This window comes from Pectobacterium colocasium (assembly GCF_020181655.1).
GTDB classification, from domain to species: domain Bacteria; phylum Pseudomonadota; class Gammaproteobacteria; order Enterobacterales; family Enterobacteriaceae; genus Pectobacterium; species Pectobacterium colocasium.
The window spans coordinates 3,328,725-3,341,137 of sequence record NZ_CP084032.1 but is presented as its reverse complement, the minus strand read 5'-3'; the positions used below and the strand labels follow the sequence as shown (position 1 = coordinate 3,341,137).

Annotated in this window: 13 protein-coding genes; all 13 read left to right on the top strand. The window is 54.6% G+C overall.

The annotated features are described in order from the left end of the window. The first annotated feature begins 13 nt into the window (after nucleotides 1-13). The 13 genes from gspC to LCF41_RS15140 all read left to right on the top strand — a co-directional run bounded on the left by gspC (nucleotide 14) and on the right by LCF41_RS15140 (nucleotide 12,363). Nucleotides 14-877, top strand: a complete 864-nt coding sequence (gspC, locus tag LCF41_RS15200; RefSeq protein ID WP_225085315.1) for a type II secretion system protein GspC — start codon at nucleotides 14-16, stop codon at nucleotides 875-877. An 88-nt stretch (nucleotides 878-965) separates the two neighbouring features. Then, nucleotides 966-2,918, top strand: coding sequence for a type II secretion system secretin GspD (gspD, locus tag LCF41_RS15195; RefSeq protein WP_225088194.1), 1,953 nt, complete (start codon nucleotides 966-968; stop codon nucleotides 2,916-2,918). After that, nucleotides 2,915-4,411 (top strand): type II secretion system ATPase GspE, encoded by a 1,497-nt coding sequence (gspE, locus tag LCF41_RS15190; RefSeq protein WP_225085314.1) that lies wholly within the window; start codon nucleotides 2,915-2,917, stop codon nucleotides 4,409-4,411. The genes gspD and gspE overlap by 4 nt, the downstream gene beginning before the upstream one ends. A gap of 1 nt (nucleotide 4,412) precedes the next feature. Further along, nucleotides 4,413-5,639 (top strand): type II secretion system inner membrane protein GspF, encoded by a 1,227-nt coding sequence (gene gspF, locus LCF41_RS15185; RefSeq protein ID WP_225085313.1) that lies wholly within the window; start codon nucleotides 4,413-4,415, stop codon nucleotides 5,637-5,639. Between the two features lie 32 nt (nucleotides 5,640-5,671). Beyond that, nucleotides 5,672-6,127 carry a type II secretion system major pseudopilin GspG gene (gspG, locus tag LCF41_RS15180; RefSeq protein WP_180741889.1) on the top strand — a complete coding sequence of 152 codons (456 nt, stop codon included), beginning with the start codon at nucleotides 5,672-5,674 and terminating at the stop codon, nucleotides 6,125-6,127. A gap of 220 nt (nucleotides 6,128-6,347) precedes the next feature. Next, nucleotides 6,348-6,914, top strand: a complete 567-nt coding sequence (gspH, locus tag LCF41_RS15175; protein ID WP_225085312.1) for a type II secretion system minor pseudopilin GspH — start codon at nucleotides 6,348-6,350, stop codon at nucleotides 6,912-6,914. After that, complete coding sequence (gspI, locus tag LCF41_RS15170) at nucleotides 6,911-7,276, top strand: type II secretion system minor pseudopilin GspI (RefSeq protein ID WP_180741890.1); 366 nt, start codon at nucleotides 6,911-6,913, stop codon at nucleotides 7,274-7,276. Before gspH ends, gspI begins: the two co-directional genes overlap by 4 nt. Next, entirely contained in the window at nucleotides 7,276-7,926 is a 651-nt protein-coding gene (gspJ, locus tag LCF41_RS15165) for a type II secretion system minor pseudopilin GspJ (RefSeq protein ID WP_225085311.1), read from the top strand. The genes gspI and gspJ overlap by 1 nt, the downstream gene beginning before the upstream one ends. Beyond that, nucleotides 7,923-8,909 carry a type II secretion system minor pseudopilin GspK gene (gene gspK / locus LCF41_RS15160; protein WP_225085310.1) on the top strand — a complete coding sequence of 329 codons (987 nt, stop codon included), beginning with the start codon at nucleotides 7,923-7,925 and terminating at the stop codon, nucleotides 8,907-8,909. Before gspJ ends, gspK begins: the two co-directional genes overlap by 4 nt. Next, complete coding sequence (gene gspL, locus LCF41_RS15155; protein ID WP_225085309.1) at nucleotides 8,906-10,183, top strand: type II secretion system protein GspL; 1,278 nt, start codon at nucleotides 8,906-8,908, stop codon at nucleotides 10,181-10,183. Before gspK ends, gspL begins: the two co-directional genes overlap by 4 nt. Beyond that, nucleotides 10,180-10,674 (top strand): type II secretion system protein M, encoded by a 495-nt coding sequence (locus tag LCF41_RS15150; protein ID WP_225085308.1) that lies wholly within the window; start codon nucleotides 10,180-10,182, stop codon nucleotides 10,672-10,674. Before gspL ends, LCF41_RS15150 begins: the two co-directional genes overlap by 4 nt. After that, the gene (locus LCF41_RS15145) at nucleotides 10,664-11,410 is read left to right on the top strand and encodes a type II secretion system protein N (protein ID WP_225085307.1); all 747 of its coding nucleotides are present in this window, start codon (nucleotides 10,664-10,666) and stop codon (nucleotides 11,408-11,410) included. Before LCF41_RS15150 ends, LCF41_RS15145 begins: the two co-directional genes overlap by 11 nt. 107 nt (nucleotides 11,411-11,517) lie before the next feature. After that, nucleotides 11,518-12,363 (top strand): prepilin peptidase, encoded by an 846-nt coding sequence (locus tag LCF41_RS15140; RefSeq protein ID WP_225085306.1) that lies wholly within the window; start codon nucleotides 11,518-11,520, stop codon nucleotides 12,361-12,363. The last annotated feature ends 50 nt before the right edge of the window (nucleotides 12,364-12,413 follow it).

The window sequence follows — 12,413 nt, the reverse complement described above, 5'->3', positions numbered from 1 at the left end:
TGGATGATTATCTATGGCACGATTGCAAGTTTTCAAAGAACCGTCTTTTAATTCGTTGGTCGCCACTCTCCGGTCACTGCCAGCCCCTCTCATCCGACGTATTGTGTTGGGGCTGATTTTGCTGCTGATTTGTCAGCAATTGGCCGTCTTGACCTGGCGCTTTCTCCTCCCTGAAGATTCACGCCTTGTTGGCGTGTCGGTAACGCCTGCCCAGGCGAAAGAAAAGCCTGCGACGCCAGGCGATTTTACGTTGTTTGGCCATGCCCCCGATGCGGATGCTTCTGCGGTTAATGACGCTGCATTATCCGGTGATATTCCGCTGACATCGTTAAATATCAGCTTGACAGGGGTTCTGGCTAGTGGGGAAGCTCAGCGTTCGATTGCCATCATCTCTAAAGATGGTCTGCAATACAGTCGCAACGTCGGCGATGCCATTCCGGGCTATGAAGCCAAAATTGTGACTATCTCTGCCGATCGTGTCGTGCTCCAGTATCAGGGGCGCTATGAGGCGCTGCATTTGTATCAGGAAGAAAAGGCGGCTGACACGTCGCCGTCTGCTGGCGCATTTAGCCAAGTGAAAGAAGAGATACAAAAAAATCCCGTCTCGGCACAGGATTACCTCACTATTTCTCCCGTCACGGAAGAAGAAGTACTGAAAGGATATCAGTTAAACCCCGGCAAAAATCCCGATCTTTTCTACCGCGCTGGCTTGCAGGATAACGATCTCGCTGTGTCATTAAACGGCATGGACTTACGCGATGCGGATCAGGCACAGCAGGCGATGGCGCAACTGGCAGGGATGAGCAAATTTAATTTGACCGTCGAGCGTGATGGTCAACAGCAGGATATATATCTGGCATTGGATGGAGACCACTAATTTGTTTAGCAAGGGACAGGGATTTTTTAAGCATCAGGTTTTTTCAAAACATAAAAACCAATGGCTTGGTCAGGTACGCCGTAAAAGCATGTTATTGCTTGGCGGAAGTGTGCTTCTGATGGCGTCATCACTCGCGTGGAGCGCCGAATTCTCCGCCAGTTTTAAGGGCACGGATATTCAGGAGTTTATCAATACCGTCAGTAAGAATCTGAATAAGACGGTCATTATCGATCCCTCGGTCAGCGGAACGATCACCGTACGCAGCTATGACATGATGAATGAAGAACAGTATTACCAGTTCTTCCTGAGCGTGCTGGATGTCTACGGATTTACCGTTATTCCGATGGATAACAACGTCCTGAAAATCATTCGCTCGAAGGATGCGAAATCGACGTCTATGCCGCTGGCGACTGACGATCAGCCCGGCATTGGTGATGAAGTGGTGACGCGTGTTGTGCCAGTGAACAACGTCGCCGCCCGCGATCTGGCACCGCTGTTGCGCCAGTTGAACGACAACGCCGGTGCCGGGAGCGTGGTGCATTACGAACCGTCGAACGTGCTGTTGATGACGGGACGCGCGGGGGTGATCAAGCGGTTGATGACGATTGTCGAACGGGTTGATAAGACGGGCGATCGGAATGTGACCAGCATACCGCTGTCTTACGCGTCCTCAACGGAAGTGGTGAAGATGGTGAATGAACTGAACAAGATGGATGAGAAATCCGCCTTGCCAGGGATGTTGACCGCGAATGTGGTGGCGGATGAACGCACCAACTCGGTGCTGGTGCGTGGAGAACCGAATTCACGCCAGCGCGTGATTGATATGATCAAACAGCTCGATCGCCAGCAGGCGGTACAGGGCAATACCAAAGTCATCTATCTCAAATACGCCAAAGCTGCCGATCTGGTCGAAGTGCTTACCGGCGTCGGTGACAGCATCCAAACCGACCAGCAAAATGCGCTGCCTGCACTGCGCAAAGACATTTCGATTAAGGCACATGAGCAAACCAATTCCCTGATCGTAAATGCTGCACCTGACATCATGAGGGATCTGGAGCAGGTGATCGCACAGTTGGATATCCGTCGTCCACAGGTATTGGTCGAAGCGATCATCGCGGAAGTTCAGGATGCCGACGGAATGAATCTGGGTGTTCAGTGGGCCAATAAAAATGCAGGAACGACGCAGTTTACGAATACCGGGTTACCGATCACGACAATGATTGCGGGAGCGGATCAGTATCGGCGTGACGGGACGCTGAATACCGCAACATCGAGTGCATTGAGCAGCTTCAACGGCATTGCCGCAGGTTTCTATCAGGGGAACTGGAGCATGCTGATGACTGCGCTGTCCAGCAACAGCAAGAACGACATTCTGGCGACGCCGAGTATCGTCACGCTGGACAACATGGAAGCGACGTTTAACGTCGGTCAGGAAGTGCCGGTATTGGCGGGGTCGCAGACGACATCCGGTGACAATGTTTTCCAAACGGTGGAGCGTAAAACGGTCGGTATCAAATTGAAAGTGAAGCCCCAAATTAACGAAGGTGACTCCGTTCTGCTGGAGATCGAACAGGAAGTATCCAGCGTGGCAGATGCGGCTTCCAGCAGCAGCACCAACCTCGGCGCCACATTCAATACGCGTACTGTGAATAACGCGGTGCTGGTCAGCAGTGGCGAAACCGTCGTGGTGGGTGGCTTGCTGGATAAAAGTACCAATGAGTCAGCAAGTAAAGTGCCATTGTTAGGGGATATTCCCGTTCTGGGATACCTATTCCGTTCCAACAGTCAGGAGACGAAAAAGCGTAACCTGATGTTGTTTATCCGTCCTTCCATTATTCGCGATCGCAGCCAATATCAGAGCGCCTCTGCCAGTAAGTATCATTCGTTCAATGCTGAAGAAGAGAAGCAGCGAGAGGCGAATGGCGGGAAGGCTAATCTGCTGGATAACGATTTACTGCGCTTGCCGGAAGGTGGGAACGCCTATACGTTCCGTCAGGTTCAGTCTTCCATTGTGGCGTTTTATCCGGCGGGCGGGAAATGAGTGACGTTGCCTCCCAGATTATAGAATTACGCCCCGTACTGCCTTTTGCCTATGCACGATCGCAGCAAATTTTGCTGTTGCAGCGGGAAAATGATGCGAGTCTACAGACGATTTGCGTCGCGCAAACGCCAGCGGCCGCCTTGCTGGAAGCACGTCGGATTGCGGGCTGTTCGCTTAAAATTGAACGTGTTACGGAAGACGAGTTTGAACGGCAATTAGTCATTAGCTATCAGCGCGATTCGGAAGAAGCGCGCCGTTTGATGGAAGACATCGGCAATGAGATGGATTTCTATACGCTGGTGGAAGAGCTGCCAGACAGCGACGACCTGCTTGACGCCGATGACGATGCGCCGATTATCCGCCTGATCAATGCGATGCTAACCGAAGCGATTAAGGATAAAGCGTCGGATATTCATATCGAGACGTATGAGCGCTATTTGCTGATCCGTTTCCGTGTCGATGGCGTACTGCGTGAAATCCTGCGTCCACAGCGTAAGCTGGCGTCGCTGCTGGTATCGCGTATCAAGGTCATGGCGAAGCTGGATATTGCGGAAAAGCGTATCCCGCAGGATGGACGCATGGCGCTACGAGTGGGGGGACGGGCGATTGACGTTCGTGTCTCCACGTTACCGTCGAACTACGGTGAACGCGTCGTGCTGCGCTTGCTGGATAAAAACAGCGTTAAGCTCGATCTTGAATTGCTGGGCATGTCGGAGCGTAATCGGCAGCGGTTGGACAGCCTGATCCATCGTCCACACGGTATTATTCTGGTCACCGGTCCGACAGGATCGGGGAAAAGTACCACGCTTTATGCCGCGCTCAGTCGCCTGAATGCCTCGGAACGTAACATCATGACGGTGGAAGATCCCATCGAGTATGAGCTGGAAGGTATTGGGCAAACGCAGGTTAATACCAAGGTGGATATGACGTTTGCCCGTGGGCTGCGTGCCATTCTGCGTCAGGATCCGGACGTGGTGCTGGTAGGGGAAATTCGTGATGGTGAAACGGCACAGATTGCTGTGCAGGCATCGCTGACGGGTCACCTCGTGTTATCCACTCTGCATACCAATAGCGCGCTGGGCGCGCTGTCTCGCTTGCAGGATATGGGCGTCGAACCTTTCCTGCTCTCAACCTCTCTACTGGGCGTGCTCGCCCAGCGTCTGGTTAGAACGCTGTGTTCTGACTGTAGCCAGCCGCATCCGGTCGATCCGGTTCAGGCTGCACAGATGGGGATCGCGCCGGGTACGCTGCTGCATAACCCTGTAGGTTGCCCGCAGTGTAGCTATACCGGCTATCGGGGACGTATCGGCATTCATGAACTGGTGTTGATCAATGACGATGTTCGTGCGGCGATCCACCGCAGTGACGGTGAAATGGCGATTGCGCAGATTCTGGGGGAGAGTCGAACCACTATCCGTCAAGACGGATTGGAAAAGGTACTGGCGGGGCTCACGACCTGGGAAGAAGTGATCCGCGTAACCAAAGAGGAATGATATGGCACAGTACCACTATCAGGCGCTGGATGCGCAGGGGAAAAAATGCCGCGGCACGCAAGAGGCCGACTCCGCCAGACAGGCGCGTCAGCTATTGCGGGAGCGCGGGCTGATGCCGCTGTCGGTTGATGAAGGTCGCGGCGACCAGCAGAAACCGGGATCTACAGGATTCTCTCTCCGCCGTAAAATTCGGATCAGTACCTCAGATTTAGCGTTATTAACTCGCCAACTGGCTACGCTGGTGGCGGCGTCGTTGCCGCTGGAAGAAGCGCTGGATGCCGTGGCGAAACAGAGCGAAAAGCCACAGCTGAGCCAGTTGATGGCGGCGGTGCGCAGCAAAGTGATGGAAGGCCATTCGCTTGCCGATGCGATGAAGTGTTTTCCCGGCAGCTTTGAGCGGTTGTATTGCGCGATGGTCGCCGCAGGCGAGACCTCCGGCCACCTTGATGAAGTGCTGAATAGGCTGGCGGACTACACCGAGCAGCGCCAGCAGATGCGCAGCCGCATCCAGCAGGCGATGATCTATCCGTGTGTGTTAACCGTCGTTGCGATTGCCGTAGTCAGTATTTTGCTGTCCGTCGTGGTGCCGAAAGTTGTTGAACAGTTTATTCATATGAAGCAGGCGCTGCCGCTTTCTACCCGCGTATTGATGGGGATGAGCGATGCGGTGCGCACGTTCGGGCCGTGGGTGGTGTTGGCGCTGCTGGCCGCGTTTATGGCGCTTCGCGTGATGCTGCGGCAAGAAAAGCGGCGTATCCGTTTTCACCGACGCCTGCTGTATCTACCGCTGCTTGGTCGTATCGCTCGTGGCTTGAATACGGCGCGTTACGCGCGGACGCTCAGTATTCTCAACGCCAGTGCGGTGCCGCTGTTACAGGCGATGCGTATTAGCGGCGATGTGATGAGCAATGACTATGCCCGCCATCGGCTCGCGCTGGCGACGGATGCGGTACGTGAGGGCGTCAGCTTGCACAAGGCGCTGGAACAGACCGCGCTATTTCCCCCCATGATGCGCCATATGATCGCCAGCGGTGAACGCAGCGGCGAGTTGGACAGCATGCTGGAACGAGCCGCGGATAATCAGGATCGGGAATTCAGTTCGCAGATGACACTGGCGCTGGGGTTATTTGAACCTCTGCTGGTGGTCAGCATGGCGGCGGTGGTGTTGTTCATCGTATTGGCGATTTTACAACCGATTCTGCAACTGAATACGTTAATGAGTTCGTAAGAGAACCAACAATTGAACGAGGAAAAGTAAGGATGCAACAGTCTCAGCGTAGTGGTGGTAAGCATAGCCATGGTCAACGTGGTTTTACCCTGTTGGAAATTATGGTGGTGATCGTCATTCTTGGCGTACTGGCGAGTCTGGTCGTGCCCAATCTGATGGGGAATAAGGAAAAAGCGGACAGGCAAAAAGCCGTTAGCGATATTGTATCTCTGGAAAGCGCACTCGACATGTACAAGCTGGATAACAACCGTTATCCGTCCACCGAGCAGGGGCTGAAGGCGCTGGTGACGAAGCCGACGGTGCAACCGGAACCGCGTAACTACCCAGCCGATGGCTATATTCGTCGCCTGCCGCAGGATCCGTGGGGCACGGAGTATCAGTTGTTGAACCCCGGTCAGCACGGCAAGCTGGATATTTTCTCTCTGGGGCCAGATGGCATGCCGGGAACGGAAGATGATATCGGCAACTGGAACCTGGATAAGAAATAAGGACATGGGCGGTATGCCTAATATTGATGACTTAAGCCCGTTGTTAGGGGAAACACAGGGGGATGTTCCCGCAGGGAGGTCTCACCCCTGTGGTCGCCCCGTGTATCTCAATGCTTAAACGATCGGCATTAGGCGAGATGCCCATCTTTACTGGTAACTGTTGCAGATGGATTGTTGGTAGTTGCTATCGATGGCGGCGTGAAAAGGACGGCAAAGCGCAATGAAGCGGGCAACGAGAAAGCAGCAGGGGTTCACTCTGCTGGAAATGATGTTGGTCGTGCTACTGGCGGGCATCGCGGCTAGCATGGTGGTCATGGCGTTTCCTCCCGAACGCCAGAATGACAGCGCGTGGCAGTTGGCTCGTTTTCAGGCGCAGCTAGAGTTTGCCGCGGAAAGCAGTCAGGTTAACGAATACATGTTGGGCGTTCGTATCTATCCCGATCGCTGGCAGTTTTATCAACTCCAGCGACCCGAGGCATCGGAAGGGATGCCGATCCCGAGCGGTGATCGCTGGCAGGGCTACAAGTGGCAGCCGTGGCAACCTCATCGGGTGAGTGCAACGGCAACGCTGCCTGATGCATTCCGGCTTGAGCTAGTGCAGGCTGATGGGAAGAAAGTCGAGAAAACGCAGAGCGGCGACGACCCCGATATCCTGATTTTACCCGGCGGCGAAATCACGCCTTTCCGTTTGCTGGTTAAGTCTAAAGACAAAGCGCTCTCGAATTGGCTCCAGGTGGATGGAACCGGACGATTTTTAACGTCGATGAGTCAGGGTAAGAAACGATGAAACGACAGAAAGGGATGACGCTGGTGGAAGTGCTGGTCGCGCTAAGCGTTTTCGCACTTGCAGGCATTGCGGTGTTGCAAACGACAGCCAGACAGGCAAGCAGTCTGAGCCGGCTGGAAGAGAAGACGTTTGCTGGCTGGGTGGCGGAAAACCAGCAGGTACAACTGCGACTGGAACAGCGCTGGCCGGAAGCCGCGTGGGTGAGAGGCGAAACGCAGTTTGCGGGCATGCGCTGGCATTGGCGCTGGCAAGGTGTAGAGACGGGTGACCCTCAGACCAAAGCGCTGGATGTGGAAGTACGACGTAATAAAGATGCTTTTGCCGCGGATGCTTCGCTGCGTACCTATGTGGTGAAGCAATAATGTTTAATAAAATAGGGACATGCAATCAAATAAGACGGAGCCGAGAGGCAGGACGCCAGAAACGCCAGCAGGGGTTTACGCTGCTGGAGATGATCCTGGCGATCGCGATCTTTGCCGCGCTAAGCGTCAGTGCTTTTCAGGTTTTGAACGGTGTGATGCGTAACGATGAGATTTCGCAGCGCAAGGCCGAGCGTCTGGCCGAAATACAGCGCGCCTTTTCACAAATGGACAGTGATTTCTCCCAGATGATCGCGCGCGGTAGTAGAGGAAGTACCTCGATATTTTACGCTGGCCGCGATCAGCTAAAAAGCGATGACTGGGGTGTCAGCTTTATGCGTGCTGGCTGGCAGAATCCGTTTGGCATATTGCCACGCTCTGAACTTCAGCCTGTTGCCTACCGGCTACGGGAACATACTCTGGAACGGTTAACCCACGTGGTGCCTGACCCCATTGAGGGGATCGATCCCGGTGCAAAACCGCTTCTCACGCAGGTTGATGGTTTTCGCCTGCGTTTTTTCAGCAATAAAACCTGGCGCGATCGCTGGGATAACAGTACGCAATTGCCACAAGGGATTGAAGTGGTGCTGACCTTAAGGGATTACGGAGAAATGTCGCGTATGTTCTTGATTACCACCGGGCCAGTTAAATGAGGTCGCGTCAGCGTGGCGCGGCGCTACTGGTGGTGCTCCTGATTCTGGCATTAATGGTGACGATTGCTGCGGTGATTACGGAACGCACCGGCAAAGCGTTTTTGCGCACCGAAAGCCATTTGAGCCGTCAGCAGGCGAAATGGTATGCCTTGGGGGCGGAAACGCTAAGCGGGCAGATATTACTGCGCGACGCGAAGAATATGCCGGGGCGCACGTTTGTCGGGCAGAACTGGTCTCAGCCGGGACATCGTTTCCCGGTGGAGGGCGGGGAAATCCTTGGCCAGATTAGTGATGCGCGCACCTGCTTTAATGTGAATGCGATCAATCAAGGCGTGGATAACGATAGCACGGTGGTGAAGACACCTTATCCGGCGCAGGTTTTCCGCTTGCTATTGAAAAATCTGGGCGAAGATGCGGATCGTGCAGAAAAAATCACTGCGGCATTGCGCGACTGGATTGACGTGGATAACTATCCGTCGGCGAACGGTGCAGAAGATGAGCTCTACGCCACGCTGCCAGTGCCTTATCGTACCGCCAATCAGAGAATGAGTGAAATCAGCGAATTACGCGCAGTTTATGGCATGGACAGCGATCTCTATCGCCGATTATTGCCCTATGTCTGTGCGCTACCGATGGATACGATGTCGATTAATATCAACACATTGACTGAATTTGATGCCCCGCTGTTATCTGCTTTATTCCTGAATGAAATGACGATGTCGCAGGCGAAAGCGCTGGTGCAGCAGCGGCCTCGTACGGGATGGGCAGGCCTTGAGGTTCTGCAACAAACCGGGTTATTGCCAACGAATAGTAAAAATACCGCGCAGCGAGTGCTGGCAGTGAAAAGTGAATGGTTCTTTGTAAAACTCCAGGTGCGTGTTGGCGACAGTGATTTTCATCAGCGTAGCTTGCTTCATCTGAGTGGACAAAAGGTACAGGTCGTGCAGCGGCAATATGGAGGATATAGGACGGTGAATCCATGAAAATAGCTGGAAAATGGAAGAAAAAAGCCGCGAAAGCCCCATTAAATCGAGGCCCGGTTGTTCGACATCCGTGTCTCATTGTACGCCTTCCGGTAGAGGAATTGGGAGACATTGAATGGCAGGTGCGTTCATCCAATGGGGAAAGTTTACTGAGTCAGGGACGGGGTAACGTAGAACAGGTTCGTCAGGCGCTGGCGGCGTATCCGTCCGTGGCCTTTACTCGCGTTCTGGTTCCAGCAACGGACGTGACGTTTTATGCCCTGACGCTGCCCCGGCAGGCTCGCCGTCAGCTGACGCAGGTCGTGCCGTTTATGTTGGAAGACCAACTGGCGACGGAAATTGAAAAGCTGCATTTTGCCGTGCTGGAAATTCATGGCGATGATGGCACGGTCGCCGTGGTGGAAAAAAACCGGATGCAGCGTTGGCTAGCGCAGAGTGATGCGCTGGGGCTCAACGTCGATACCTTATTGCCCGATGCCCGCGTATTGCCGAAGCATCAGGATGGTTGGAGCGCGTTACAGCATGATGACATGTGGCTATTTCGCCAGCCGACGGGGCATGCCATGGCGGCGGAGTCCTCCTGGTGTGGTGACCTGCTGAAAGCATCCATGCCGCTGCCAGCGATATACAGCTACAGTGCCGCATCGGTCGGCGGTGAGCTGTCGCAGTACGACTGGCAGGAGGAGGGCGAGTGGAAAACACAACCTGCAACGGATCTCTTCACGCTGGCGGCAACGGCGCAGCTACCGGCTTCGGTCGATCTGCGCCAAGGCGACTATGCGCCGGAGAAAGCCTGGCAAAACACGTTGTTGCCGTGGCGCGGCGTCGGGATTGCTTTTGCCTGCTACCTTCTATTGGTCTTGGCGGATGCGGGCTGGGCGCACTATCAGCTTTACCAGCAGGCCGAACATTGGCGACAGGAAAGCATTCGCGTCTATCGGCAGATTTTCCCTGCCGAGACGAATGTCGTTAATCCACGTGCGCAGATGCAGCAGCACCTGCAACGTACGGCTGCCGGGGGGGCAGGGAAAGGGTTACTGGAGCAATTGAATCCCTTACAGCAACTGATTACGCAGAATAGCGCCATCAAAATTCAGTCGCTGTCTTATGACGGTTCCGCTGGCGAATTCCGGCTGGCGTTGCAGGCTACGTCGTATCAGGAATTAGAGCAGTTCCAGCAGCAGGCAACCGCCTATTATCAGGTACAGGCGGGGGAGATGCGGCAGGAAAACGATCGGGTTGAAGGCCGCTTAACGTTAAGGAGCCAGCAATGAATGAATTACGGCAACGCTGGCAGGCGATGAGCCAGCGCGAGCGTCAACTGATGGTCGTGTGTGCGGCAGTGCTCCTGCTCTGTCTGGTGTATTACGCTATTTTTCAGCCGTGGCAAATGCGGGAAGAACAGTGGGAACGTACGATTTCCCGCGAGCAACAAACCGTCAACTGGATGCAGAAACAGGCCTCATCGATTCCGCAGGGCAATCAGTCACAGGGGGAAAATAGTCAGCGCGATGTCAGTCTGCCGATTTTGATTTCGCAAAGTACCAAACGTTACGGGCTGACTGTCGTTCGTCTGCAACCGCAGGGCAATCAGGCGTCGGTGACGCTGGCTCAGAGCGACTTTACTAGCCTGCTACGCTGGCTTGGCGAACTGGAACAGAAGAACGGCGTGAAAGTGCTGTCGCTGGATGTGAACGCCGTCGAGCAAAGTCCGGGAATGGTCGATGTCACCAGGCTGATGCTGGAACGGGCGGATGAAGCGTAAATCCTGCATCGGCGCAGGTGTCGCTCTGGTTCTGGCCTATGGGCTGTTCCTGGCGTGCTATGCACCTGCCCGCTTGCTCACGGCGGTGCCGCTGCCGGCTGGCATGGTGGTCGCAGAAGCCGCCGGAACGCTATGGCAGGGGAACCTGCAACGGTTTAGCTGGCGCACGTTAACGTTGGACGATGTGCACTGGAAGATCACTTTCTCGGGTTTTATGCCCGCGCTGGAAATTGCGTTTCAAAACCCGGAAGGCATCGAAGGCCACGGAATTATTCGTGGCTGGCAGCAGCCGCAGTTTTATCAATGGCGACTGTCTGTGCCAGCGGGCTATTTACTCCGCTACCTGCGTTTTATCGTGCCAATCGGAGCAGAAGGAAAGGTGCAGTTGAATCTGCAAGAAGCGACGGTTGACCGTTCTGGCTGCCAGTCGCTGGATGCCAACATAATCTGGCCGGGCGCGCGGGTGAAAACGCCGCTGGGTGGGCTTGTGCTTGCGACACCCAAAGCCACATTACGCTGCCAGCAAGGAGCGCTTGAAGCGAATCTGCGGCAGGCCTCCTCACATCTGCAACTATCCGGTAAGGGCAGCGTCACCCCGAAAGGCGAATACCGTTTTACGGGGCAACTGAGTAGCGGAAACGACTTGCCTGCGACCATGAAGAAATTATTGGCGACTACTGGCAAAGCGGATGAACAAGGTGCCAGAACGCTGAATTTTCAGGGGCGCCTGTTGTAACAGGGACGAGCGCGGTAAGAGAAACGCGCGCTGTCATCGCGGTGTAGCCGACTGCAAAAATAAACCGCTAACTTATCTCTTTTCTTTATCAACAATCAGGGACTAACGTGGACGATTTAAGGGAATTCGCACAGGTGTTTCCAGCATGGTGGTATGGTGCGCTGGGCGTATTGGGATTGATTGTTGGCAGCTTTCTGAACGTAGTGATTTATCGCTTGCCGATTATGTTGGAACGGCGCTGGCGGCAAGACATCGAGCTGCAAACCGGCGTAACGGATGCCGGGCAGGCTACGCGCTATAACCTGTGGTGGCCGCCTTCGTCCTGCCCGCACTGCCAGCAGGCGATTGCGGTGAAGGATAACATCCCGTTGTTCAGTTGGCTGTGGCTACGCGGTCGCTCCCGCTGCTGTTATCAACCGGTGTCTGTACAGTATCCGCTGGTGGAAGCCATCACCATGCTGGCTTTTCTGGCTGCGGGGTTGCTGTGGCTGCCCGGTATGGCGCTGTGTGGGGCGCTAATCTTGCTGTCCTTTCTGGTGGTGCTGACCGTTATTGATATAAAAACGCTGCTGCTGCCGGATGTGCTTACGCTGTCGCTCTTGTGGATAGGGCTATTGTTTAACCTGTCGGAGACATTTGTTCCATTACGTGATGCCGTGGTCGGTGCGATGGCGGGCTATTTGTCCCTGTGGCTACTTTACTGGGTATTTAAATATGCCACTGGCAAAGACGCGCTGGGGTACGGTGATTTTAAGTTGCTGGCTGCACTGGGAGCCTGGCTGGGCTGGCAGGCATTACCGAATCTGGTTTTGGTGGCGGCGCTGAGTGGTCTGATCGTGACGCTTATTTGGCGTGGATTGCGTAAAGAAGATGCGGCTAAACCGCTGGCCTTTGGCCCCTGGCTGGCAATAGGTGGCGTGTTCAGCGTGATGATGAACGGGTTCAATCTGTAGAGGGCAGTGGCTTTCTCGATTATGGTGGGAAGTGGCTACGTTCTTTAGCA